Below are 23,260 nucleotides of genomic sequence, written 5' to 3'. Positions count from 1 at the left end.
GTTGAGTTCTCAAGAATCACCCACACACCTCGAACCAGCTCACCGCCAGCCCTCGGGGCAACTCGCCTAACGTTACCCATCCGCCTCACCGGAGTCAAACCCCGGTTCCTGCTTCCGGCACCCGCCCGCGCTCCGACCCCGGTCTCTGGTGGTCCTGGCGAGGACGCACCTCACCGTGATCGTCTCGGTTGGGTGGCCGCCGTTCGGAGCTCGGATCCTCGGGGCTGAGCCCCTCGGTCCGGGCTGCTCCGCCCTGGCGACTCGGAGAACATTACGCCCGGCTCCGCGGTCGCGCAACTCGGGTCGGGGTGGTCGTCGTCACACCTCGGCGGGCCGTCTCAGCTTGCGCGCGAGACGGCGCCGACGGTACGGCGGCCACGCCGCAGCACCACCCAGCGGCGGTGCAGCAGGTCGTCCTCCGACAGCCGGGCCTCGGGGTCGGTCACCTTCTGGTTGTTGACGTAGGCGCCGCCCTCGGCGATGGCGCGGCGAGCAGCCGACCGGCTGGGCACCACCCCGGCCAGCTCCATGGCCTCGGCCACCGTCGGCAGCCCGTCCCCGCTGAGCGGCACCGCCCCGACCTCCCGCATCGCCCCGGCGAGGGCGGACTCGCTGAGCTCGTCCAGCGCGGTACGACCGAAGAGTGCGCCGGCGGCGTCCACCGCCTCGTCCCGCTCGCGCTCGGAGTGCACGAACGCCGTGATGTCGTCGGCCAGTGCCTTCTGGGCGGCACGGCGGTGCGGCTCGCGCTCGGTCAGCTCCGCCAGCTCCTCGACCTCCTCCCGGGAGCGCCGGGTGAACACCTTGAGGTACTCGACCACCTTGGCGTCCTCGGCGTTGAGGAAGAACTGGTGGAAGGCGTAGGGCGAGGTGAGCTCGGGGTCGAGCCAGACGGTGCCGCTCTCGGTCTTGCCGAACTTGGTGCCGTCGGCCTTGGTCAGCAGGGGGGTCGCCAGCGCGTGCACCCGCTCCCCCTCCGACCGGCGGATGAGCTCCACCCCGGCGGTGATGTTGCCCCACTGGTCGCTGCCGCCGAACTGCAGCGTCACACCGTGCCGGCGGAACAGCTCACGGTAGTCCAGCGACTGCAGCAGCACGTAGGAGAACTCGGTGTAGGAGATGCCGGAGTCGAGCCGGGTGCGCACCACGTCGCGGGCCAGCATCCGGTTCACCGGGAAGTGCTTGCCGACGTCCCGCAGGAACTCGATGGTCGACAGCGGTCCGGTCCAGTCGAGGTTGTTCACCACCGTGGCGGCGTTCTCCCCGTCGACGTCGAGGTAGCGCGCCACCTGGGCCTGGATCCGCCGCACCCAGCCGGCCACCACCTCCGGGTCGTTGAGCACCCGCTCACCGGTCTGCTTGGGATCCCCGATCAGCCCGGTCGAGCCGCCGACGAGGATCACCGGACGGTGCCCGGCGCGCTGCAGGTGCCCGGCGACGATGAGCTGCACCAGGTTGCCCATGTGCAGGCTCGGCGCGGTGGGGTCGAAACCGACGTAGTAGCTGACCGGACCGCTGCCCAGGTGGGCGCGCAGGTCGTCGAGGTCGGTGCAGTGGGCGATCAGCCCCCGCCAGGTCAGCTCCTCCAGGACGTCAGTCACGCGGCCCAATGTAGCCACGGGCCCAGGTGCGCAGCCGCTCCGTCTCGGCCCGCACCTCCTGCAGCTGCTCCCTCACCCGCGACGGCGCCGTGCCGCCGCGCTGGTCCCGGGCGGCCACCGAGGCCTCGACGCCGAGCTCGGCGAGCAGCTCCGGCCGCAGGTGCTCCGAGACGGCGGCCAGGTCGTCGGGCGTGAGCTGCTGCAGCTCGAGGCCACGCTGCTCGCAGTAGCGCACGCAGGCGCCGGCGATCTCGTGCGCCTCGGCGAAGGGCACCCGCCGACGCACCAGCCAGTCCGCCACGTCGGTGGCCAGGGAGAACCCCTGCGGCGCCAGCGCGGCCATCCGCTCGGGGTGGAAGGTCAGCGTGCCGACCATCCCGGCCACCGCCGGCACCAGCACCCGCAGCTGGTCGAGGGAGTCGAAGACCGGCTCCTTGTCCTCCTGCAGGTCGCGGTTGTAGGCCAGCGGCAGCCCCTTGAGGGTGGCGAGGAGGCCGGTGAGGTTGCCGATCAGCCGTCCGGCCTTGCCCCGGGCCAGCTCGGCGACGTCGGGGTTCTTCTTCTGCGGCATGACGCTCGACCCCGTCGACCACGCGTCGTCGAGGGTGGCGAAGCCGAACTCCGAGGTGCACCAGAGGATGACGTCCTCGCTGAGCCGGGACAGGTCCACCCCCACCTGGGCCAGTACGAACGCGGCCTCGGCGACCAGGTCGCGGGCCGACGTGCCGTCGATCGAGTTGGCCACGCTGCCCTCGAAACCGAGGTCGGCCGCGATCGCCTCCGGGTCGAGCCCCAGCGAGCTGCCGGCCAGCGCGCTGGACCCGTACGGGCTGAGCCCGAGCCGGCGGTCGAGGTCGACCACCCGGGCGCCGTCGCGCAGCAGCGGCCAGGCGTGGGCGAGCAGGTGGTGGGAGAGCAGCACCGGCTGGGCGTGCTGGAGGTGGGTGCGTCCGGGCATCACCGCGCCCAGGTGCCGCTCGGCCTGGTCGGCGAGGGCGTCGACCACCTCCAGCACCGCCGTCAGCACCGCCGCGAGCTCGGTGCGCAGGTAGCGCCGCACCAGGGTGGCGATCTGGTCGTTGCGGGACCGGCCGGCGCGCAGGCGTCCGCCCAGGTCGGGGCCCACCCGCTCGATGAGGATGCGCTCCAGGGCGCCGTGGACGTCCTCGTCGTCGGGGTCGGGCCCGAGGGTGCCGGCGAGCACGTCGGCGCGCATCCGCTGCAGTTCCTCGACCATCGCGGTGTGCTCCTCCGCGGTCAGCAGCCCCACCCGCAGCAGCGCGTTGGCATGGGCCACCGAGCCGTCGAGGTCGTGCGGGGCGAGCCGCCAGTCGAAGGCGGTGGAGCGGGAGAGCTCGGCCATCGCCTCGGCCGGGCCGCCGGCGAACCGACCGCCCCACAGCCGTCCCGCCGCGACCCCGCTGCCCTGCTCCACCGTCGGCCCCTCGCTCTCGTCGCTCGTCATGGCACCCGTCCCGTGGTCAGCCCCAGCAGCTGCGCCGCCAGGTCGGGACCCCCGTCGGGCTCCCGGCTGATGACCATCACCGTGTCGTCCCCGGCGATGGTGCCGAGCACCTGCGCCCAGGCGGCGTGGTCGATCGCGGAGGCGAAGTACTGCGCCGCCCCCGGCGGCGTGCGCAGCACGGCCAGGTTGGCCGAGCCCTCCGCCGAGATCAGCACCTCCCCGCACAGCCGCGCCAGCCGGGCGTCGGCGGTCTCGGTCTCGGAGGCCGGGATGGCCCGCTCGCCCTCCGACGGCACCCGGTAGACCAGCCCGTCGCCGGTGCGGACCCGGACGGCGCCGATCTCGACCAGGTCCCGCGAGAGCGTGCCCTGGCTGACCGCCATCTGGTCGGCAGCCAGCCGGTCGGCCAGCTGCGCCTGCGAGGTGACGCCGCCTGCCTCGATCAGCTCGATGATGCGGGCGTGCCGGGCGGCGCGGGTGATCGGGCGGTTCATCGCCGGTGCTCCCCCGCCAGCTCGCCGAACCCGACGCAGAGCAGTGCCAGCACCGCCTTCTGGGCGTGGCGGCGGTTCTCGGCCTGGTCCCAGACCACCGACCGGGGGCCGTCGATCACCGCGGCGTCGATCTCCTTGCCCCGGTAGGCCGGCAGGCAGTGCAGGACGATGCCGTCCGGTGCCGTCTCGGCCACCTCGGTGGTCAGCCGGTACGGGCCGAGCACGGCCTCCCGCTCGGCGGCCTCGGCCTCGGTGCCCATCGAGACCCAGGTGTCGGTGACGAGGACGTCGGCTCCGGCCAGCACGCCGGGATCGGAGCTCACCTGGACCGACCCGCCGCTGGTCTCCGCCAGGGCCCGGGCCCGGGTGAGGACGTCCTCCGCGGGCTGGTAGCCCTCGGGGGCCACCACCTGCAGGTGCATCCCGGCCAGCGCACCGGCCAGCAGCGTGGAGGCCGCGACGTTGTTGGCCCCGTCGCCGATCCAGCCCACCCGCTGCCCGGCCAGGGTGCCGCGGTGCTCGCGGATGGTCAGCAGGTCGGCCAGCAGCTGGCAGGGGTGGTAGGCGTCGGTGAGCGCGTTGACCACCGGGACGCCGGCGTGCTCGGCCATCGCCTCCAGGTCGGTCTGGGCGTAGGTGCGCCAGACGATGGCCGCCACCTGGCGTCCCAGCACCCGGGCCACGTCCGGCACGGACTCGCGGGTGCCGATCCCCGCCAGCCGGCCGTCGACCAGCATCGGGTGGCCCTGCAGCTCGGCGATCCCCGCGGCGAAGCTCACCTGCGTGCGCAGCGTCGGCTTGTCGGAGATGATCGCGACGCTGCGGGGCCCGCTCAGCACCGGCACCGCGTAGGGGTCGGCCTTGAGCCGGGCGGCCAGGTCGAGCACGCGGCTCTGCTCGGCCGCAGTCAGGTCGTCGTCGGCGAGCAGGTGGCGGACGGTCATGCGGCTCCTCCGACGGCGGTCTCGAGCAGCCCGGGCAGGGCGTCGAGAAAGGTCTGCAGCTGGTCGGCGGTGATGATCAGCGGCGGGGCCACCCGCAGCACGTCGGGCCGCGGCGCGTTGACGATGTACCCGGCCTCGAGCGCGGCGTCGGCCACCGCGGGGGCGACCGGCTGGTGCAGCCGGATGCCGCGCAGCAGACCGCGTCCGGTGACGCCGGCGACCAGCGGTGAGCCGAGCGCCTCCACGGCGCTGCGCAGCTGCTCGCCCCGGGCGGTGGCGTTGGCCAGCAGACCGTCCCGCTCGATCACCGAGATCACCGCGAGACCGGCGATGGCGGCCACCGGGTTGCCGCCGAAGGTGGTGCCGTGCTCCCCGGCCCCGAGCAGGTCGGCGGCCGTACCGGTGGCGATGCAGGCCCCGACCGGGAACCCGTTGCCGAGCCCCTTGGCCACGGTGACGAGGTCGGCGGTGACCGGGTGCTCCCCGGCCTGGGAGGCCAGCCAGCTGCCGGTGCGTCCCATCCCGGTCTGCACCTCGTCCAGCCAGAGCAGGGCGCCGTGCTCGCGGGTGATCCGCCGGGCCTCGGTCAGGTAGTCCGCGGGCGGGGTGACCACCCCGTTCTCGCCCTGGATCGGTTCCAGCACCACCGCGGCCACCGTCTCGTCGACGGCGGCGGCCAGCGCCGCGGCGTCGCCGTAGGGGACGAAGACGACGTCGCCGGGCAGCGGCTCGAACGGCTCGCGGTAGGACGCCTTGGCCGTCAGCGAGAGCGCCCCCATGGTGCGGCCGTGGAAGGCCCCCTCGGCGGCGACCACCTTGGTGCGGCCGGTGCGACGGGTGATCTTCAGCGCGGCCTCGTTGGCCTCGGTGCCGGAGTTGGCGAAGAACACCTTGGCCGGCAGGTCGGGCCCGCCGCCGGCCATCGCGACCAGGCGCTCAGCCAGCGCCACCTGGGCCGGGGTGGCGAAGAAGTTCGACACGTGCCCGAGGGTGGACAGCTGGCTGGTGATGGCCGAGAGCACGAACGGGTGCGCGTGGCCGAGGGCGGTGACCGCGAGCCCGGACAGCAGGTCGAGGTGCTTGCGACCCTCGGCGTCCCAGACGTGCACCCCCTCGCCGCGCACGAACACCCGCTTCGGGGTGCCGAAGACCCCGATCATCGACTGCTGGTAGCCCTGCAGCACGGCTGCGGTGGTGGCCCCCTCCGAGAGCGCCGGCGCCAGCCTCGCGGCGTCGGTGACCGCGGTGCCCGGTGCGGTGTGGGTCATGGCCGGCCTCCGTTGTACAGCTCGTCGGCGGGGATGCCGGTGTCGGCTGGGAACACCCGGCTGCCGTGGCGGATCAGCCCGTCCTGGGTCACCATCGTGCCGATCCCGGCGTTGGTGAAGATCTCCAGCAGCAGCGCGTGCGGCACCCGCCCGTCGCTGATCGTGGCGCGGGTCAACCCGCCGTCGACCGCCCGCAGGCAGGCCTCCATCTTCGGCACCATGCCCGAGGCCAGCGAGGGCAGCATCTCCCGCAGCGCGCTCGCCTCGATCTCCTTGATGACGTCGGCCGAGGACGGCCAGTCGCGGTAGAGGCCCTCGACGTCGGTGAGCACCACCAGCCGCTCGGCCTCCAGCGCCACCGCCAGCGCGGCGGCGGCGGTGTCGGCGTTGACGTTGTGCACCACGCCGTCGACGTCGGGGGCGATGCTGGCCACCACCGGGATCCGGCCGGCGTCGATCAGCCCCTGGATGGCGCCGGTGCGCACACCGACCACGTCGCCGACCAGACCCAGGTCGACCTCCTCGCCGTCCACCACCGCGGTGCGGGTCTCGGCGGTGAACAGACCGCCGTCCTCTCCCGACATCCCGACCGCCAGCGGGGAGTGGGCGTTGATCAACCCGACCAGCTCGCGGCCGACCTGGCCGACGAGCACCATCCGGATGATCTCCATCGCCTCGGCGGTGGTGACCCGGAAGCCGCCGCGGAACTCCGAGCGGATGTCGAGCCGGTCGAGCATCGCCGAGATCTGCGGGCCGCCGCCGTGCACCACCACCGGGTGCAGGCCGCAGCGCTTCATGAAGACGATGTCGGAGGCGAAGGCGGCCTTCAGCTCCTCGTCGATCATCGCGTTGCCGCCGTACTTGATGACCACCGTGCGTCCGGCGTAGGTCTCCATCCACGGCAGCGCCTCGGTGAGGATGGAGGCCTTGCGGATCAGCTCGGCGTGGTCGCTCGGCTCCCGCAGCACGGTGCCGGGGTCGGCGGGCCGGTCCGAGCGTCCGTCGGTCGGGTTCATGTGGAGTACTCCGAGTTCTCGGTGACGTAGTCGTGGGTGAGGTCGTTGGTCCAGACGGTCGCCTGGGCCGGACCGGCGTGCAGGTTGATCTCGACGACGACGTCGCGCCCGGAGAGGTCGACCAACGAGCGGTCCTCGCCGATCGCGCCGGAGCGGCACACCTGGACGCCGTTGAAGGCGACGTCGAGGGCGGACGGCTCGAAGGCGGCCGTGGTGGTGCCGACCGCGGCCAGCACCCGTCCCCAGTTGGGGTCGCGGCCGAAGACGGCGCACTTGAAGAGGTTGCTGCGCGCCACCGCCCGGGCCACCTCGACCGCCTCGTCCTCGCTGGCGGCCGAGCGCACGGTGACCGCGATGGTGTGCGCGGCGCCCTCGGCGTCGTCGATGAGCCCGGCGGCGAGCTCGGCGCAGACGGCGGTGAGCCCGGGGACGAGCTCGGCCGCGTCCACCTCGACACCGCTGGCGCCGCTGGCCATCAGCAGCACGGTGTCGTTGGTCGACATGCAGCCGTCGCTGTCGGCCCGGTCGAAGGTCAGCCGGCAGGCCTCCGCCAGCGCCCCACGCAGCACGTCGGGGGTGGCGCGGGCGTCGGTGGTGAGGACGACGAGCATGGTCGCCAGCCCGGGGGCGAGCATCCCCGCGCCCTTGGCCATCCCGCCCACCGTCCAGGAGCCGGACGGGCCCTCGACCACGCGGCTGGCCTCCTTGGGCCGGGTGTCGGTGGTCATGATGGCCCGGGCGGCCGCGGCGCCGCCGTCGGTGGAGAGGGCGGGGACGCAGGCGGCGATCCCGGCGGTGACCCGCTCCATCGGCAGGTAGGTGCCGATCAGCCCGGTGGAGCAGACGACGACGTCGCCGGCCTCCACCCCGAGCGCGTCGGCGGTGGACGCCGCCATCGTGGTGGCGTCGGTGAGCCCGCGGGGCCCGGTGCAGGCGTTGGCGCCGCCGGAGTTGAGCACCACCGCCGAGACGACGCCGTCGGCGACCACGCCCCGGCTCCAGGTGACCGGGGCCGCCTCGACCCGGTTGGTGGTGAACACGGCGGCGGCGTGCTGCTCGGGACCGAGGTTGGCGACGACGGCCAGGTCGGGGTTGCCGCTGGGCTTGAGCCCCGCGGTGACGCCGGCGGCGGCGAACCCGGTCGCGGCGGTCACCCCGGTGCGCCCGGGGACCTGTGCGCTTCCGCTCGCGGGTGTCTGCTGGTGCTCGCTGCCGCTCACGGGTGTCTGCTGGTGCTCGCTGCCGCTCACGGGTGTCATCTGGTGTTCGCTGCCGCTCACGGGGCCACCCCCACCAGCGGCAGGCCGAGCGTCTCGGGCAGCCCGAGCGCCAGGTTCATCGACTGGACCGCGCCACCGGCGGTGCCCTTGGTGAGGTTGTCCAGCGCGACCACGACGACCAGCCGGCCGGCGGCGGCGTCCACGGCGACCTGGAGGTGGACGGTGTTGCTGCCGAGCACCGACTGGGTCTGCGGCCACTGCCCCTCGGGCAGCAGGGTGACGAACGGCTCGTCGGCCAGCGCCTCGGTGTACGCGGCGCGGGCACGCTCGGCGTCCACCCCGGGCTGCAGCGGGGCGCTGCAGGTGCTGAGGATGCCGCGGGACATCGGCACCAGCACCGGGGTGAAGGAGAGGGTGGGGTCGTCCGCGCCGAGGGTGCGCAGGTTCTGCCGGATCTCCGGCACGTGGCGGTGCACCCCACCCACGCCGTAGGCGCTGGCCGAGCCCATCAGCTCCGAGCCGAGCAGGTGCGGTTTGAGCGACTTGCCCGCCCCCGACGGTCCGCTGGCGGCCACCACGACCACGTCGCGCCCGTCCACCAGACCGGCGGCGACGGCCGGAGCCAGGGCCAGGGTGGCCGAGGTCGGGTAGCAGCCCGGCACCGCGATCCGGCGGGCGCCGGCGAGCACCTCGCGCTGGCCCGGCAGCTCGGGCAGCCCGTAGGGCCAGGTGCCGGCGTGCTCGGTGCCGTAGAACTGCTGCCAGTCCGCGGGGTCGGCGAGCCGGAAGTCGGCCCCGCAGTCGACCACCAGGCAGTCCTCGGGCAGCGCCGCGGCGATCGCGGCGGAGGTGCCGTGCGGCAGGGCGAGGAAGACCACGTCGTGACCGGCCAGCACCTCCGGGGTGCTCTCCTGCACCACCCGGTCGGCCAGCGGGCCGAGGTGCGGCTGCAGCGCGCCGAGGCGTCGGCCGGCGCTCGAGCCCGCGGTGAGCGCGCCCACCTCCACCTCGGGGTGGGACAGCAGGAGGCGCAGCAGCTCGCCTCCCGCGTACCCGGTGCAACCGGCGACCGCTACGGAAACCATAGGCATAACTATGTCATAGATCGCATAGTTATGCGAACCGGTTCCCGCGCGTGTCCGGGGCCGGTTCCCTCAGCTGCGCAGCTCGGCGCCGCAGCGTTCGGCTGCCAGGGCCACAGCGGCGTCACGGACCTGCATCGCCTCGGCGTCGGTTAGGGTCCGGTCCGGGGCGCGCAGCAGCAGCGCGTAGGCCAGCGACTTGCGGTCCGGGCCGAGGGCGTCGGAGGTGTAGACGTCGAACAGCCGGATCGACTCGACCAGCGAGCCCCCACCCTCGGCCAGCGCCGCCTGCACCTCGGCCTGCGGGGTGGCGGCGGGCACCACCACGGCGATGTCGATCTTGGCCACCGGCAGGGTCGAGATCGGTGCCACCGAGCCGCCCCGCGGAGCCAGGGCGACCAGCCGGTCGAGGTCGAGCTCCATCGCGCACGTCCGGGCCGGGACACCGAAGGCCTCGCACACCGTCGGGTGCAGCTCGCCGGCGTGGCCGACCACCTCCTCGCCCACCGTCAGCGCGGCGCAGCGTCCGGGGTGGAAGGGGGCGTGCTGGTCGGCGTGGCGCCCGAGCTCGAGCCCGACGGCGCGGGCGGCGATCTCGGCGGCCTCGACCGCGTGCTGCCACCCGGCGCGGACGGCCGGACGCTCCGGGGTGGTCGGCAGCCAGTCACCGCTGAGCACCACGGCCAGCCGGCGCGGCTGGTCGGGCAGGGCGGCGTCCAGCGCGGCGATCTCGGCCTCGCTCGGCCGCCGGGTGACCTCGGGGCGGGGGGCGACCCCACGTCCGGGCCGGGCGCGGAAGACCGAGCCGATCTCGTGCACGGCGAGGTCGGGGGTGCCGCGGCTGGCGTTGCGCGCGACCGCGTGCAGCAGTGCCGGCAGCAGGGTGGTGCGCAGGTGCGGTGCGGTGTCGGCCAGCGGGTTGGCCAGGGTCACCACGCTGCGCCGGTCGTCCTCGGCGGGCAGCTGCAGCCGGTCGAGGTCGGCCTCGGAGAGGAAGGGCAGGTTGAGCACCTCGACGTGGCCGGTGGCGGCCAGCGCCTGGTTGACCGCACGCCGGGCGCGTTGCTCCACGGTCAGTCCGCGTCCGGCCGGCGGGACGGGCAGCACCGGCGGGATGGTGTCCACGCCGACCTTCCGTCCGACCTCCTCGGCCCAGTCGTAGGGGTCGCGCAGGTCGTGCCGCCAGCTGGGCGGGGTGAGCACCAGGGTGTCGCCGTCCAGCTCGGCCACCGTGCCGCCGGCACGGATCAGGGTGAGCACCCGCTCGGTCGGCACCTCGATCCCGAGGACGCGGGAGGGCAGGTCGGCGGGGATCCGCTGCTCGGGCACCGCCGGCGCCGAGCCGAGCACGGTCTCCGACTGCTCCAGCCGGCCCCCGCCCAGACGGACCAGCAGGGCCGCCGCGAGCCGGGCCGCGGCGTAGCCGGCCTGCGGGTCGACGCCGCGCTCGAACCGCCGGGACGCCTCGCTGCCCAGCTTGTGCCGCCGGGAGGTGCGGGCCACCGTGACCGGGTCGAAGCAGGCGGCCTCGAGCACGATGGTGCTGGTGTCGTCGGCCAGCTCGGTGTCCGCGCCGCCCATCACCCCGGCCAGCCCGATCGCCCCGGAGTCGTCGGCGATGACCAGGTCCTCGGCGCTGAGCGTGCGCTCGACGCCGTCCAGGGTGGTCAGCCGCTCCCCCTCGGTGGCCTGGCGCACCACGACGGTGCCGCGCAGGCGGCGGGCGTCGTAGCCGTGCAGCGGCTGCCCGGTGGCCAGCATGACGTAGTTGGTGACGTCCACGCCGAGGGAGATCGGGCGCATCCCGGCCAGCTGCAGCCGGCGCTGCATCCAGCGCGGGCTGGGCCGGGTGGCGTCGAAGCCGGTGACGGTGAGCGCGACGAAGCTGCTGCAGGCCTCGCTCTCGATCCGCACCGGGTGGCCCTCGGTGACCTGGCTGGGCAGCGGCCGGTCGACCGGGTCGGTGAAGTCGACCGAGTACGCGTCGGCGGCCTCGCGGGCCAGCCCGCGGATGGAGAAGCAGTAGCCGAGGTTGGGCGTCACGGCGATGTCGAGCACGTCGTCGCGCAGGTGCAGCAGCCCCAGCGCGTCCTGGCCGGGCGTCAGCGGCGTCCCGTCGTCGTCGGTGCCGTCGAGCACGATGATGCCGCTGCTGTCCCCGGGCAGGCCGAGCTCGGCCGCGGAGCAGATCATCCCGTCCGAGACGTGGCCGTAGGTCTTGCGGGCGCTGATCCGGAAGTCGCCGGGCAGCACGGCCCCCGACAGCGCCACCACCACGAGGTCGCCGACGCCGAAGTTGTGCGCCCCGCAGACGATGCCGCGTCCACGCTCGCCCTCGGGGTTGTGCTCGCCGACGTCGACCAGGCACCAGTTGATGGTCTTGCCGTTCTTCTGCGGCTCCGGCGTCTGCTCCAGCACGCGTCCGACCACCAGCGGGCCGCTGACGTCGGCACCGGCGGACTCGACGGTCTCCACCTCCAGGCCGTAGCCGACCAGCCGGTCGGCCAGCTGGCGGGGGTCGAGGTCGGCGGGCAGGGCCGCGTACTCCCGCAGCCAGCTCAGCGGGGCCCTCATCGAGCCGTCCCCACCAGCGAGCGGCTGAACCGCACGTCGCCCTCGACCATGTCGCGCAGGTCGGTGGCGTTGTTGCGGAACATCAGCGTGCGGTCGATGCCCATCCCGAAGGCGAACCCGGAGTAGACGTCGCTGTCGATCCCGCAGGCGGCGAGCACCCGCGGGTTGACCACCCCGCAGCCGCCCCACTCGATCCAGCCCTCGCTGGAGCAGGTGCGGCACGGCGCGTCGGGGTTGCCGACGGAGGTGCCGTGGCAGACGAAGCACTCCAGGTCGATCTCGGCCGACGGCTCGGTGAAGGGGAAGTAGTTGGGCCGCATCCGGGTGCGGATGTCGCCGAACATGGCGCGGGCGAAGTGGTCGAGGGTGCCGCGCAGGTGGGCCAGGGTGATCCCCTTGTCGACCACCAGGCCCTCGATCTGGTGGAACACCGGCAGGTGCGTGGCGTCCAGCTCATCAGCGCGGTAGACCTTGCCCGGGCAGACCACGTACACCGGCGGCTCGCGGTCGAGCAGGGTGCGGATCTGCACCGGCGAGGTGTGGGTGCGCATCAGCGTCTGGTGGTCCAGCGGCTCGACGAAGAGGGTGTCGGCCATCGAGCGGGCCGGGTGGTCGGGCGGGAGGTTGAGGGCGTCGAAGTTCAGCCACTCCGCCTCGAGCTCCGGGCCCTCGGCGACCTCCCAGCCCATGCCGACGAACACGTCGCACATCTGGTCCATCAGCCCGGTGATCGGGTGCACCGCGCCGATCGGGATGCTGGCCACCGGCAGCGTGACGTCGACGGCCTCCGCGGCCAGCCGGGCCTCCAGCTCGGCGGCGACGACCTGGTCCTCGCGGGCGGCCAGCGCCTGGGAGACCCGTCCGCGGGCCTGCCCGATCCGCTGCCCGGCCTCCTTGCGCTCCGGGCCCGGCAGCCGGCCGATGGCGCGGTTGGCCAGGGCCAGCGGCGAGCGCTCGCCGGTGTGGTCGATCCGGGCCTGCTTCAGCTCGGCGGTGGTGCCGGCCTGCTCGAAGGCGGCGAGGGCCGCGGCGACCGCGGCCTCCACCTGCTCGGGTGCGAGCGGGTTGTCGCCGGGCACGTCCTGCCCGGTCGCCTCCGGGGTGGGGGCCTGTGACACCTGGTCTCCTCGTCTGGTCCGGACGGCGTCCGACCGGTCGGGCCGGCGCCCGGGCCAGTCTAGGGAGTCGCCACGGTGCTGTCGCGCCGGTTCCGCGGCCCGGTTCAGCCCAGCAGCTGCCGCGCCCGGCCGAGCTCGGTGACGAGGCCGGCGATGGCCTCCCCGCCCTCGGGCGGGCCGTCCGGGGCGGTGCCGACGACGGCCACCCGGTGCGCGCCGGCCTCGCCCAGCTCGCGGACGGTCGTCGCGAGCGCCTCCGCACCCGTGCCGACGGGCACCGAGGCGAAGACGACGATCTCGGGCTCGTCGGCCCGTCCGGCCGCCGCGCGGGCCTCGCGGACGGCGGCCACGGCGGGGACGACGGTGCCGAGGTCGGCGTCGTCGATGATGACGCCGTCGCCCAGCGCGCCGGCCAGCGCGAGGGTGCGCGGCCCGCGGGCGCCGACCAGCAGCGGCAGCCGTCCGGCCGGTGGCCAGCGCAGCCGGACCCGGTCGAGCCGGACGTAGCGGCCCTGGGTGCTCACCTCCTCACCGGCCAGCAGGGCGCCGAGCGCCTCGGTGTACTCCTGCAGCAGCGTCGTCGGTGAAGCGGCGCGGGCGTCGACCTGGCCCATCCAGTCCAGCACCCCGTGGCCGATCCCGGGCAGCAGCCGGTCGGGGAACATCCGAGCCAGGGTGGCCAGCTCCATCGCGGTGAGTGCCGCGTTGCGCAGCGGCACCGGCAGCAGGCCGATCCCCACCCGGACGCGCTCGGTGCGGGCGAGCACCGCGGCCGCGGTCGCCACCCCCGCCTCGGCGAAGCAGTCCTCCCAGACCCAGACCTCGTCCAGGCCGGCGCGCTCGGCGTCCACGGCGGTCTGCAGGAACCGTTCCGGTGGTTGGTCGGGCGGGATGATGACACCGAGCTCGGGCACGGACCGCACGCTACCCTTCCGCCCGACCCTCGCCCCGACCGACTCCGAGGAGCCCGATGCCCCTGCCCTGGACGCCGCGCAGCGACCGACCCGTCGACCCGGCGACCGGGGACGCCGCCAGCGCGCTGGTGCTGCCCGAGGAGCGGCTGAGCTGGCCGCGCACCGTCGGGCTCGGCATGCAGCACGTGGTGGCGATGTTCGGCGCCACCTTCCTGGTGCCGACGCTGACCGGGTTCCCGCCCGGCACCACGCTGCTGTTCTCCGGGATCGGCACCCTGCTCTTCCTGCTGATCACCCGCAACCGGCTGCCCAGCTACCTCGGCTCCTCCTTCGCCTTCATCGCGCCGATCACCGCCGCGAGCGCCGCGGGCGGCCCGGGACTGGCGCTGGCCGGGGTGGTGCTGGCCGGCGCCCTGCTGGCGCTGGTCGGGCTGGTGGTGCAGCTGGTCGGCACCCGCTGGCTGACGGCGCTGATGCCGCCGGTCGTCTCGGGCACGATCGTGGCGCTGATCGGCTTCAACCTCGCGCCGGCGGCGAAGCAGAACTTCGAGGCCTCGCCGCTGGTGGCCGCGATCACGCTGGCGGTGATCGTGCTGGTCGCGGTGGCCTTCCGCGGCCTGGTGGCCCGGCTGTCGATCCTCATCGGCGTGGTCGTCGGCTACCTGGTGGCCGCCGCGCTCGGCCAGGTCGACCTCACCCCGGTGCGGGCGGCGGCCTGGGTGGGGCTGCCTCAGTTCCAGCTGCCCTCCTTCGACGCCGACCAGCTGCCCGCGCTGCTGCTGTTCGTGCCGGTGGTGCTGCCGCTGCTGGCCGAGAACGTCGGCCACGTCCGCGGCGTGGGTCAGCTGCTCGACCGCGACCTCGACCCGCTGGCGGGGCGCGCCCTGCTGGCCGACGGGCTGGCCACGGTGCTGACGGGCTCCTTCGGCGGCTCGGCCACCACCACCTACGGCGAGAACATCGGCGTGATGAGCGCGACCCGGGTGTTCTCCACCGCCGCCTACTGGGTGGCCGGCGTCACCGCGATCCTGCTCGGGCTGTCCCCCAAGGTCGGCGCGCTGATCTTCGCCACCCCGGCGGGCGTGCTGGGCGGGGTCACCACCGCCCTGTACGGGCTGATCGGGATCATCGGCGTGCGGATCTGGGTGGAGCACCGGGTCGACTTCTCGCTGCCGCGCCACCAGTTCTCCGCCGGCATCGGGCTGATCGTGGCGATCGCCGACTTCACCGTCAACGCCGGCGAGGTGAGTGTGGGCGGCATCGTGCTCGGCACGGTCGCGACCCTGGTCGTCTACCACCTGATGGCCGGGATCGACCGGCTGCGCGGCGGCCGGCGGGCTGGCGAGCTGTCCCCGCCGGCGGTCTGAGCGCTCAGCCGCCGCCCGCGCGCTGGGCGGCGGCGGTGGTGTAGAGGCAGACCGCGGCGGCGGTGGCGAGGTTGAGGCTCTCGGCCGCACCCCACAGCGGGACGCCGACGCGGGCGTCGGCCAGCGCCGCGTCCTCGGCCGGCAGGCCCCAGGCCTCGTTGCCCATCATCCAGGCGGTCGGCCGGGCGAGCGCGCCGCGGGTGGCCAGCGCGTCCAGCTGCTCGGGGGCCCCGCCGTCGGCCGCGAGCACCTGCAGCCCACGCGCGCGGCACGCGGCGACGACGTCCTCGAGGCTGGCGCCGGTGGTGACCGGGAGGTGGAAGACGCTGCCGACGCTGGCCCGCAGCACCTTGGGGTTGCCGAGCTCGACCGAGGAGTCGGTGAGCACCACGGCGTCGGCGCCGAAGGCGTCGGCGCAGCGGATCACGGTGCCGGCGTTGCCGGGGTCGCGGATCCGGGCGCAGACCACCACCAGCCGGGGTGTCTCGCCGAGGGCGTCGGGCAGCGGGACGTCGACGGCGTCGCAGACCGCGGCCACGCCCTGGGGGGTGACGGTGTCCACCAGCCCGGACAGCTGGTCGGGGGTGACGTCGGTGACAGCGGCCCCCGACGCCCGGGCGTCCGCGACCAGGCCCGGGTGGCGCCCGGCGGCGTCGGGGGTGGCGAAGAGCCGGCGCACCACCCCGGCGGCCACCGCCTCACCGACCGCCTGCGGACCCTCCACCAGCCACCGCCGCTCGGCCAGACGGTGCTTGCGGGTGCGCAGACGACGAGCCGACCGCCACCCCTGCGGAGTGACGGTCGGCTCGGACATCGCGGGACCGCCGGAGCGGCCGCTGCTGCTCGGGCTCAGGCGGCGGCCGGCGCGGCGGGCTGGTGGGCCCGGGCGACCTCGACCAGCGCGGCGAACGCGGCGGAGTCGGAGACGGCGAGCTCGGCCAGCATCTTGCGGTCGACCTCGACGCCGGCGGTGCGCAGCCCGGAGATGAAGCGGTTGTAGGTCATGCCCTCGGCGCGGACGGCGGCGTTGATCCGCTGGATCCACAGCTTGCGGAAGTCGCCCTTGCGCGCCCGGCGGTCGCGGTAGGCGTAGACCATCGAGTGGGTGACCTGCTCCTTGGCCTTGCGGTAGAGCCGCGAGCGCTGGCCCCGGTAGCCGGAGGCCTGCTCGAGGACCTCGCGGCGCTTCTTCTGGGCGTTCACGGAGCGCTTGACGCGTGCCATGGTTGATTCTCCTTCGTGGGCGCCCGGGATGGCGGGCGCGGGTCTGTCGGGCCGGTGACGGCCGGGGACGGGTGGTGGCCGCCGCTCAGCGGTGACGCACGGTCACCGGTCGCCGCGGCGGGGGCTCACTTGCCCAGCAGCTTCTTCGCCTTGGCGGCGTCGCCCTTGGCGAGCACCGCGTCGCCGTCGAGGCGACGGGTCCGGGTGGACGGCTTGTGCTCGTTGAGGTGCATCTTGCCCGCCTTGCGGTGCATGACCTTGCCCGAGCCCGTCAGCTTGAACCGCTTCTTGGCACCGGAGTGCGTCTTCATCTTCGGCATGGCTAGCCGCTCCGTTCCTGTCCTTCGTGCGTTTCCCGGGTGGGCGCTGACCACCGGGTCGCACCCGCCGGGGCGGGCGCTGGTCCGTCGCTCGGGGTGAGCTGCGGACCCGTCGGTCTCCGACCGCTCAGTGGCCGGTCGACCGCTCAGAGATCGATGTCGGGGTCCATGTTGTCGGCCGGACCCTTCCGCTTCTTCTTCTTGGGCTGCGCCTGGTGCTCGGCCCGCTGGCTGGCGCGCTCGGTCTCCTCCAGGTCGGCGTCGGCCTTGCGCGCGGCCATCTTGGCGTCGCGCTCGGCGGCGACGTCCACCTTGGCCTCGGTCTTCTTCTTGTGCGGGCCCAGCACCATCAGCATGTTCCGCCCGTCCTGCTTGGGCGTCGACTCGATGAAGCCGAACTCCTCGACGTCGTCGGCGAGCTGCTTCAGCAGGTTGAAGCCGAGCTCAGGACGGCTCTGCTCGCGGCCGCGGAACATGATGGTGATCTTCACCTTGTCGCCAGCCTTGAGGAAGCGCACGACGTGACCCTTCTTGGTCGCGTAGTCGTGGCTGTCGATCTTCGGGCGGAGCTTCATCTCCTTGATGACGGTGTTCGTCTGGTTGCGGCGGCTCTCACGGGCCTTCTGGGCGTTCTCGTACTTGAACTTCCCGTAGTCCATGAGCTTGGCCACCGGCGGGCGAGCCATCGGCGCGACCTCGACGAGATCGAGCTCGGACTCACGAGCCAGTCGCAGCGCGTCATCGATGCGCACGACACCCACCTGCTCTCCCGCGGGGCCGACGAGTCGGACCTCGGGGACGCGGATGCGGTCGTTGATGCGTGGTTCGGTGCTGATGTGTCCTCCAGTACGTTGGTCCTCGGCTCACGACCGGCGCACTCCCGGGCTGCACGACCCCGGGAACCAGGAAAGGGCCCCCGCGGACGCGGAGACCCTGAGACACACCGTCGGCGGGTCCGTCGGACCAGCCACCGGTGACCTACCCGACGACCAGGGGCCGTGGCGGGTGGGAGATCAGGTCTCCGCTTGCAGACCCGGAAGAACCGGATCGGTCGCGGTTCAGTCTAGACGACTGCACCCGGTGCAGCACAATCCGCGGCCCGGATATTCCTCCGGGCGGGTTCAGGACGGGTCGCCGCCGCCGGCCTGCATCCAGCCGAACCCGCCGTCGGGCAGCGCCACCAGCCGCCGGCTGCGGGCCAGCTCGCCGAGCAGCGGCTGCTCCAGCACCACTGGGTGCGGCCCCTCGAGGTCGACCAGCAGGGCCACCGCGTCCTGGGCCAGCGCCGCCTCGGCCACCTTGTCCAGGGTGGCCGGCACCGGGCGGGCGCGGGCGTCCCAGCGCTGCAGGCTGTCCACCCCGGTGAAGACCAGCATCGCCCGCCGGCCGGTGGCGTCGGAGAGCAGCACCGCCGACATGTCGGCCGACGTGTCCCCGCCACCGGGGCCCTGCTCCCCCACCGCGACGATCGGGGTGAGCAGCCGCGTCCCGCACAGCGCGGCGACCGCGGCGAGGTAGCTCTCGGTGGACGGCGCGGACACCGAGGCCGCCAGCGCCTGCCGCACCGACGGGTCGGCGGAGCCGTCGTCGTCGGCGAGGGCCTTGAGCGGGTCGTGCAGCCGGCGCTGGGGTTCGGGCATGGGTCCCACCGTAGGCCCTGACCGCCGCGGCGGGTGCGACTCAGGGACCCTCGCGGGGGATGCCCCATGCCGCGTGCGGACCGGGGTGGCAGCCTTGGTGCCATGAGCCCCGACACCGCCCTGCTTCCCCTCTGCGTCGCCCTGGCCATCCTCGGCCTGCTGGCCACCGTGGTCTTCTGGCGCAGTCGGCGCGCTGCCCGCGGCCGCATCCTGCAGGGTGCCGCCCTCACCCTCACCCCGGTGGCGCTCTACCTGACCGGGCTGCTGCGGATGGTCTGGGACGCGGTGGTCGCGCTGGTCGGCTGGGCCGGCCGGCTGGCCTTCTCGCCCGGCGTGTGGGTGGGGTTCGCGCTGCTGGCGGTGGCGGTGGTGCTGTGGGTGGTCGGTGGTCTGCTGGTGCGCCGCTCCCACCTGCGCAGCGGGACCGCGGCGGCCGAGGGCCGCGACCGGGCTCCGGCGGTGGGTCGGGGCGCCGCGCCCGCTGCGGCCCAGGCCGGCGGACGGCGTCCGGCGCAGGGGCGTGGCGCGCAGGGTGGGGGCGCGCAGGGCAAGCAGGGTCAGGGTCAGCAGGAGGACCCGGAGATGGCCGAGATCGAGGCGCTGCTCAAGTCCCGCGGGATCGAGTGATCGGGCGCCGCGGACGCGGCGTCAGCGGCGGGAGCGGATGAGCTCGCGCAGCCGGGCGGCGTCGTCCCGGGCCCGTCCGCGGTCGACGGTCTGGATGGCCAGCAGCTGACGCTGCCGGTGCGCGCCCTCGGCGTCGGTCTCGTGCAGCACCAGGTAGGCCCACGGGTCGCCGTCGCGGAAGCGGACCGCGCGCACGTCAGCGGTGCGGTAGCGCCGGGTGATGAGACCGTTGCGGACCTTCACCGTGGTGCCGTCGACCACCACCACGCTGAGCGCCATCGCCATCATCAGCCCGACGATCCAGGCCAGGAAGATCAGCAGGGTCGCCACCTGCAGCACGGTGAACTGGGCCCGCAGCTCCGCACCCAGGGCCGACCAGCCGGCCAGGCAGGCGGCGACGAAGAGCACCGAGACGCTGCTGGCGAAGACCAGCAGCACCCGGGGCCGGCAGACCACCCGGTCAGAGGCGGCTGGCCGAGATGTCGGTGACGAGGATGGCACGCGCTCCCTCCTCCCACAGGGCGTCCATGATGGCCTGCGCGTCGGCCCGCTTCACCATCGCGCGCACCGCGAACCAGCCCTCCCGGGCCAGCGGGGACACGGTCGGCGACTCGAAGCCGGGGGTGACGGCGGTGGCGCGCTCCAGCGCCTCGGCCGGGACGTCGTAGTCCATCATCACGTAGGTCCGCGCGACCAGGACGCCGCGGAGCCGGCGCAGCAGCGTGTCCAGACCCTGCGGGGCGGTGCCGCTGCGCTTGATGACGATGGCCTCGGACTGCAGGATCGGCTCGCCGAACAGCTCCAGCCCGGCCTGGCGCAGCGTGGTGCCGGTCTCCACCACGTCGGCGATGGCGTCGGCCACGCCGAGCCGGATGGCGCTCTCCACCGCCCCGTCCAGCCGGATCAGCCGGGCCTCGACGCCGGCCTCCCGCAGGTGGGCGCCCACCAGACCCGGGTAGGAGGTGGCGACCCGCAGCCCGCGCAGGCTGTCGCGGGTGAACCCGCTGCCGGCGGGGGCGGCGAAGCGGAACCGGGAGGCGCCGAACCCCAGCGGCAGCACCTCGTCGGCGGCGGCGCCGGAGTCGAGCAGCATGTCGCGGCCGGTGATCCCGCAGTCGAGGGTGCCCTCACCGACGTAGGTGGCGATGTCGCGGGGACGCAGGTAGAAGAACTCGACGCTGTTGACCTCGTCGACCAGGACGAGCTCCTTGGTGTCGGAGCGCTGCCGGTAGCCGGACTCGCGCAGCATCGTGGCGGCCGCCTCCGACAGCGCCCCCTTGTTGGGGACGGCGACGCGCAGCAGTGCTGAACCGGACTCTCGGGCGCTGGTCACGCCGAGGAACCCTACTGCCTCAGAGGTGCCGGTACACGTCGTCCAGGTCGAGGTCGAGCGCGACCATCATCACCTGCAGGTGGTACAGCAGCTGGCTGATCTCCTCGGCCGCCTCCTCGCGGCTCTGGTACTCCGCGGCCATCCACACCTCGGCGGCCTCCTCGACGACCTTCTTGCCGATCGCGTGCACGCCGGCCTCCAGCGCCGCCACCGTCCCCGACCCCTCCGGACGGGCGACGGCCTTCTGCCGGAGCTCGGCGAACAGCTGCTCGAAGCTCTTGCGGTCCTGTGGCACCTCGGTCACGGGGCGACCCTAACCCGTCGCGACGGTGCCGCCGTCACAGCCGGACGCCCAGCAGGGCGTCGACCAGCCGCGCGACGGTCGCCCCCGCCTCGGCGTCATCGCCGTCGATCGAGGCCGAGGCGCCGGCCCAGGCGTCGACCGCCCCGAGCGCGGCGGGGGCGTCGAGGTCGTCGCGCAGCGCCCGGCGGACCTCGGCGATCGTCTCCTCCGCGCCCAGTGCGGCGTCCAGGGCGCAGGCGTGGCGCCACCGCGCCAGCCGGTCCTGGGCCTCGGTGAGCAGCTCCTCAGACCAGCTCCAGTCGCTGCGGTAGTGCCGCGACAGCAGGGCGAGCCGGATCGCCATCGGGTCGACGCCCTGCGCGCGCAGCGTCGAGACGAGCACGAGGTTGCCCTTGGACTTCGACATCTTCTCCCCGTCCAGCCCGACCATGCCGCTGTGCACGTAGTGCTGGGCGAACGGGCGTCCGGTGGCGACCTCGCCCTCGGCCGCGCACATCTCGTGGTGGGGGAAGACCAGGTCCGAGCCGCCGCCCTGGACGTCGATCTCGGCCCCGAGGAGGTGGTGCGCGATCGCGGTGCACTCGATGTGCCAGCCCGGACGTCCCGGCCCGAACGGGCTCGGCCACGACGGCTCGCCGTCGCGGGCGGTCCGCCAGACCAGGCAGTCCAGCGGGTCCTTCTTGCCCGGGCGGTCGGGGTCGCCGCCGCGCTCGGCGAAGAGGGTGTGCATGGTGGCGGTGTCCAGCCCGGAGACCGAGCCGAACGAGGACGCCTCCCCCACCGCGAAGTACCAGTCGGGGTGCTCGGCGTCCTCGACCTGGTAGAGCGCGTGCGGCACCGTCTGCAGCAGGTCGGTCACCAACGGGATCGACTCGACCGCACCGACGTAGTCGCGCGGCGGCAGCACGTTGAGCGCGGTCATGTCGTCGCGGAAGAGCTGGGTCTGCTCGCGCGCCAGCTGCTCCCAGTCGACGCCGGTCCGGGTGGCGCGCTCGAGCAGCGGGTCGTCGACGTCGGTGACGTTCTGCACGTAGTGGACGTCCAGCCCGCGGTCCAGCCAGGTGCGGTGCAGCAGGTCGAAGGCGACGTAGGTGTTGGCGTGGCCCATGTGGGTCGCGTCGTAGGGGGTGATGCCGCAGACGTAGAGCCGTGCGGACGCCCCGGACCCCGGCGTCGGACCGACCTCGGTCAGCCCACCTCGGGCGCTGTCGTGCACCAGCACCGGCGGCTCGGCCACGGGGAGGAGGGTCGGGACGCTCGGGGTGCTCCATGCCTGCATGGGCGCGACCCTACCCAGCCCGAGTGGGGTCGCGGCCCCGGGTTCACGCCATGCTCTGGACCGCGCTCAGCACGCGCGCGGTGCCGTCGGCGGGGGTGGCCCGGCCGAACAGCACGTCGGTGCCGATCAGGTTGAACTCGTCGCTGAACCCGGACGCGGTGGCGGGGGTGACCTGCGGTGGTGGCACCAGCTCGGGGGTGATCGCCTGGGTGAAGTCGAGGCTGACCTGGGCCTGCGGGTCGAGCAGCGAGGAGATCTCCTCCTGCACCTCGGGGATCGCCGGGATGCCGCGCTCGGTGGTCAGCACCGTGGTGGCGGCGGGGTCGGTGAGCAGGAAGTCGATCAGCCGGGCAGCGGCCTCGGGGTGCTCCGAGCGCGAGGCGATCGACCAGTACATGGAGGCCTTGTTGACCATCCGCGGGGACTCCCCCGGAGCCTGGGCGGGCAGCCGGAGCAGCTCCAGCTGGGTGCCGCTGGCGGCGCCGAACGCCGAGATCTGGGTGTGGAAGAGCAGGTGGAAGGCGGCCCGGTTGGTGGCGAACATGGACGCGTCCAGCGGCAGGTTGGCGTTCTCCACCTGCACCTCCGCCGGAGGGGTGGCCCCGCTCTCGACCAGACCGGTGGAGTAGTCGAAGAAGCTGCGGACGGTGGCCTCGCTGACCCCGGGGCCGGTGGTCGGCCACACCTCCTCGCCGTGCTGGCGGGCCCAGGCCCCGAGCTCGGCGGCGCCGGAGCCGAAGCCGTCCAGCCCGTAGACGCCCTCCGAGCCCAGCTCCTCGCTGACGGTGGCGGAGATGTCGGCGAGGTCCTGCCAGGTCCAGGCGGTGTCGTCGGGCATCTCCACGCCGGCCCGCTCCAGCACCTCGGGGTTGACCGCGACGGAGAAGTTGCCCACCCCGATCGGCGCGCCGACCAGCTCGTCCTCGACCAGGCCGGTGTCGCGGACGGTGGGGTCCATGGCCGAGAGGTCGAGCTGCTCGGAGACCTCACCGAGGTCGAGCAACGCCCCCCGCGAGCCGTAGGCGGCGATGTAGGCCTCGTCCATCTGGATCACGTCGGGAGAGTTGTTGCCGGCGGTCTGGGTGGCGAGCTTGTCCCAGTAGGAACCCCACTCGCTGTTCTCCACGACCACCGTGACGTCGGGGTTGGCGGCTTCGAAGGCGTCCACGGCCTGCTCGGTGAGCTTCAGCCGGGAGTCGTTGCCCCAGGTGGACACCCGCAGGGTCACCGGCCCCTCCGGCTCACCGCCGCCGGAGCAGGCGGCCGGGACGAGGAGCCCCAGGGCGGCGACCGCGGCGAGCAGCGCGCGGCGCACGGGGCGACGGGTCGGACGGGGATGCGGAACGGTCATGCGGGGCCCTCCCACCGGGCGGCTCTGATCGGCGGACGAAGGGGAGGCATGCGCCTCCCCGTCCCGGCGAGCATAGCCAGTGCGGCCCATCGGGGACCGGTACCGCCGGACGGCGGGTC

General features: G+C 74.0%; 23 protein-coding genes. 2 read left to right on the top strand and 21 right to left on the bottom strand.

Annotated elements, in window-relative coordinates; genetic code table 11:
• Positions 1-338: 338 nt before the first annotated feature.
• The 11 genes from tyrS to DT076_RS17725 form a co-directional block, all read right to left on the bottom strand.
• Complete coding sequence (gene tyrS, locus DT076_RS17775; RefSeq protein ID WP_114128035.1) at positions 339-1,601, bottom strand: tyrosine--tRNA ligase; 1,263 nt, start codon at positions 1,599-1,601, stop codon at positions 339-341.
• Positions 1,594-3,066, bottom strand: coding sequence for an argininosuccinate lyase (gene argH, locus DT076_RS17770; protein ID WP_114128034.1), 1,473 nt, complete (start codon positions 3,064-3,066; stop codon positions 1,594-1,596). The genes tyrS and argH overlap by 8 nt, the downstream gene beginning before the upstream one ends.
• Complete coding sequence (locus DT076_RS17765) at positions 3,063-3,560, bottom strand: arginine repressor (protein WP_114128033.1); 498 nt, start codon at positions 3,558-3,560, stop codon at positions 3,063-3,065. The genes argH and DT076_RS17765 overlap by 4 nt, the downstream gene beginning before the upstream one ends.
• Positions 3,557-4,504, bottom strand: coding sequence for an ornithine carbamoyltransferase (gene argF, locus DT076_RS17760; RefSeq protein ID WP_114128032.1), 948 nt, complete (start codon positions 4,502-4,504; stop codon positions 3,557-3,559). The genes DT076_RS17765 and argF overlap by 4 nt, the downstream gene beginning before the upstream one ends.
• On the bottom strand, positions 4,501-5,772 hold the full coding sequence (locus DT076_RS17755) for an acetylornithine transaminase (RefSeq protein WP_114128031.1): 1,272 nt from the start codon (positions 5,770-5,772) through the stop codon (positions 4,501-4,503). Before DT076_RS17755 ends, argF begins: the two co-directional genes overlap by 4 nt.
• Positions 5,769-6,668 carry an acetylglutamate kinase gene (argB, locus tag DT076_RS17750; protein ID WP_233494047.1) on the bottom strand — a complete coding sequence of 300 codons (900 nt, stop codon included), beginning with the start codon at positions 6,666-6,668 and terminating at the stop codon, positions 5,769-5,771. The genes DT076_RS17755 and argB overlap by 4 nt, the downstream gene beginning before the upstream one ends.
• Positions 6,669-6,784: 116 nt before the next feature.
• On the bottom strand, positions 6,785-8,068 hold the full coding sequence (gene argJ / locus DT076_RS17745; RefSeq protein WP_233494041.1) for a bifunctional glutamate N-acetyltransferase/amino-acid acetyltransferase ArgJ: 1,284 nt from the start codon (positions 8,066-8,068) through the stop codon (positions 6,785-6,787).
• The gene (gene argC, locus DT076_RS17740; RefSeq protein ID WP_114128029.1) at positions 8,065-9,099 is read right to left on the bottom strand and encodes an N-acetyl-gamma-glutamyl-phosphate reductase; all 1,035 of its coding nucleotides are present in this window, start codon (positions 9,097-9,099) and stop codon (positions 8,065-8,067) included. Before argC ends, argJ begins: the two co-directional genes overlap by 4 nt.
• A 63-nt stretch (positions 9,100-9,162) precedes the next feature.
• Positions 9,163-11,664, bottom strand: a complete 2,502-nt coding sequence (pheT, locus tag DT076_RS17735; protein WP_114128028.1) for a phenylalanine--tRNA ligase subunit beta — start codon at positions 11,662-11,664, stop codon at positions 9,163-9,165.
• The gene (gene pheS, locus DT076_RS17730; protein ID WP_233494046.1) at positions 11,661-12,743 is read right to left on the bottom strand and encodes a phenylalanine--tRNA ligase subunit alpha; all 1,083 of its coding nucleotides are present in this window, start codon (positions 12,741-12,743) and stop codon (positions 11,661-11,663) included. The genes pheT and pheS overlap by 4 nt, the downstream gene beginning before the upstream one ends.
• 143 nt (positions 12,744-12,886) lie before the next feature.
• The gene (locus DT076_RS17725) at positions 12,887-13,696 is read right to left on the bottom strand and encodes an LLM class flavin-dependent oxidoreductase (protein WP_114128050.1); all 810 of its coding nucleotides are present in this window, start codon (positions 13,694-13,696) and stop codon (positions 12,887-12,889) included.
• Between the two features lie 56 nt (positions 13,697-13,752).
• Between DT076_RS17725 and DT076_RS17720 the strand changes: the two genes are divergently transcribed.
• Positions 13,753-15,063, top strand: a complete 1,311-nt coding sequence (locus DT076_RS17720) for a uracil-xanthine permease family protein (protein WP_114128026.1) — start codon at positions 13,753-13,755, stop codon at positions 15,061-15,063.
• A 4-nt stretch (positions 15,064-15,067) separates the two neighbouring features.
• Here the strand turns inward: DT076_RS17720 and DT076_RS17715 are convergent, their stop codons facing one another.
• From DT076_RS17715 to DT076_RS17695, 5 genes are all read right to left on the bottom strand, one after another.
• Entirely contained in the window at positions 15,068-15,877 is an 810-nt protein-coding gene (locus DT076_RS17715) for a TrmH family RNA methyltransferase (RefSeq protein ID WP_114128025.1), read from the bottom strand.
• A 35-nt stretch (positions 15,878-15,912) separates the two neighbouring features.
• Positions 15,913-16,287: a 50S ribosomal protein L20 gene (gene rplT, locus DT076_RS17710; protein ID WP_114128024.1), complete on the bottom strand. Its 375-nt coding sequence runs from the start codon at positions 16,285-16,287 to the stop codon at positions 15,913-15,915.
• Positions 16,288-16,412: 125 nt separating this feature from the next.
• Positions 16,413-16,607 (bottom strand): 50S ribosomal protein L35, encoded by a 195-nt coding sequence (rpmI, locus tag DT076_RS17705; protein WP_114128023.1) that lies wholly within the window; start codon positions 16,605-16,607, stop codon positions 16,413-16,415.
• 146 nt (positions 16,608-16,753) lie between these two features.
• Positions 16,754-17,425, bottom strand: a complete 672-nt coding sequence (gene infC / locus DT076_RS17700; protein WP_407642744.1) for a translation initiation factor IF-3 — start codon at positions 17,423-17,425, stop codon at positions 16,754-16,756.
• A gap of 303 nt (positions 17,426-17,728) precedes the next feature.
• The gene (locus DT076_RS17695) at positions 17,729-18,247 is read right to left on the bottom strand and encodes an SseB family protein (protein WP_114128021.1); all 519 of its coding nucleotides are present in this window, start codon (positions 18,245-18,247) and stop codon (positions 17,729-17,731) included.
• Positions 18,248-18,349: 102 nt separating this feature from the next.
• On the opposite strand from DT076_RS17695, the gene DT076_RS17690 reads away from it, so the two are divergent.
• Positions 18,350-18,874 carry a hypothetical protein gene (locus DT076_RS17690; RefSeq protein WP_114128020.1) on the top strand — a complete coding sequence of 175 codons (525 nt, stop codon included), beginning with the start codon at positions 18,350-18,352 and terminating at the stop codon, positions 18,872-18,874.
• Between the two features lie 21 nt (positions 18,875-18,895).
• Here the strand turns inward: DT076_RS17690 and DT076_RS17685 are convergent, their stop codons facing one another.
• The 5 genes from DT076_RS17685 to DT076_RS17665 are packed head-to-tail and all read right to left on the bottom strand — an operon-like array spanning position 18,896 to position 23,141.
• Positions 18,896-19,330 carry a PH domain-containing protein gene (locus DT076_RS17685; protein WP_114128019.1) on the bottom strand — a complete coding sequence of 145 codons (435 nt, stop codon included), beginning with the start codon at positions 19,328-19,330 and terminating at the stop codon, positions 18,896-18,898.
• 4 nt (positions 19,331-19,334) lie between these two features.
• On the bottom strand, positions 19,335-20,177 hold the full coding sequence (hisG, locus tag DT076_RS17680; protein ID WP_114128049.1) for an ATP phosphoribosyltransferase: 843 nt from the start codon (positions 20,175-20,177) through the stop codon (positions 19,335-19,337).
• 49 nt (positions 20,178-20,226) lie between these two features.
• Positions 20,227-20,502, bottom strand: a complete 276-nt coding sequence (locus tag DT076_RS17675) for a phosphoribosyl-ATP diphosphatase (protein ID WP_114128048.1) — start codon at positions 20,500-20,502, stop codon at positions 20,227-20,229.
• Between the two features lie 43 nt (positions 20,503-20,545).
• The gene (mshC, locus tag DT076_RS17670) at positions 20,546-21,790 is read right to left on the bottom strand and encodes a cysteine--1-D-myo-inosityl 2-amino-2-deoxy-alpha-D-glucopyranoside ligase (RefSeq protein WP_114128018.1); all 1,245 of its coding nucleotides are present in this window, start codon (positions 21,788-21,790) and stop codon (positions 20,546-20,548) included.
• A gap of 43 nt (positions 21,791-21,833) precedes the next feature.
• A complete protein-coding gene (locus DT076_RS17665; RefSeq protein ID WP_158548190.1) occupies positions 21,834-23,141 on the bottom strand; it encodes an ABC transporter substrate-binding protein in 1,308 nt (435 codons plus the stop codon).
• Positions 23,142-23,260: the final 119 nt, after the last annotated feature.

This window comes from Desertihabitans brevis, assembly GCF_003327535.1.
GTDB classification, from domain to species: domain Bacteria; phylum Actinomycetota; class Actinomycetes; order Propionibacteriales; family Propionibacteriaceae; genus Desertihabitans; species Desertihabitans brevis.
The sequence above is the reverse complement of the archived record's forward strand: the minus strand, read 5'-3'. Positions and strand labels throughout refer to the sequence as shown.

Coding starts and splice junctions, on each gene's coding strand:
- argH (WP_114128034.1), bottom strand. CDS start 3,066: ATGACGAGCGACGAGAGCGAGGGGCCGACGGTGGAGCAGGGCAGCGGG.
- DT076_RS17765 (WP_114128033.1), bottom strand. CDS start 3,560: ATGAACCGCCCGATCACCCGCGCCGCCCGGCACGCCCGCATCATCGAG.
- argF (WP_114128032.1), bottom strand. CDS start 4,504: ATGACCGTCCGCCACCTGCTCGCCGACGACGACCTGACTGCGGCCGAG.
- DT076_RS17755 (WP_114128031.1), bottom strand. CDS start 5,772: ATGACCCACACCGCACCGGGCACCGCGGTCACCGACGCCGCGAGGCTG.
- argB (WP_233494047.1), bottom strand. CDS start 6,668: ATGGAGACCTACGCCGGACGCACGGTGGTCATCAAGTACGGCGGCAAC.
- argC (WP_114128029.1), bottom strand. CDS start 9,099: ATGCCTATGGTTTCCGTAGCGGTCGCCGGTTGCACCGGGTACGCGGGA.
- pheT (WP_114128028.1), bottom strand. CDS start 11,664: ATGAGGGCCCCGCTGAGCTGGCTGCGGGAGTACGCGGCCCTGCCCGCC.
- DT076_RS17720 (WP_114128026.1), top strand. CDS start 13,753: ATGCCCCTGCCCTGGACGCCGCGCAGCGACCGACCCGTCGACCCGGCG.
- DT076_RS17715 (WP_114128025.1), bottom strand. CDS start 15,877: ATGTCCGAGCCGACCGTCACTCCGCAGGGGTGGCGGTCGGCTCGTCGT.
- rplT (WP_114128024.1), bottom strand. CDS start 16,287: ATGGCACGCGTCAAGCGCTCCGTGAACGCCCAGAAGAAGCGCCGCGAG.
- rpmI (WP_114128023.1), bottom strand. CDS start 16,607: ATGCCGAAGATGAAGACGCACTCCGGTGCCAAGAAGCGGTTCAAGCTG.
- DT076_RS17695 (WP_114128021.1), bottom strand. CDS start 18,247: ATGCCCGAACCCCAGCGCCGGCTGCACGACCCGCTCAAGGCCCTCGCC.
- DT076_RS17690 (WP_114128020.1), top strand. CDS start 18,350: ATGAGCCCCGACACCGCCCTGCTTCCCCTCTGCGTCGCCCTGGCCATC.
- mshC (WP_114128018.1), bottom strand. CDS start 21,790: ATGCAGGCATGGAGCACCCCGAGCGTCCCGACCCTCCTCCCCGTGGCC.
- DT076_RS17665 (WP_158548190.1), bottom strand. CDS start 23,141: ATGACCGTTCCGCATCCCCGTCCGACCCGTCGCCCCGTGCGCCGCGCG.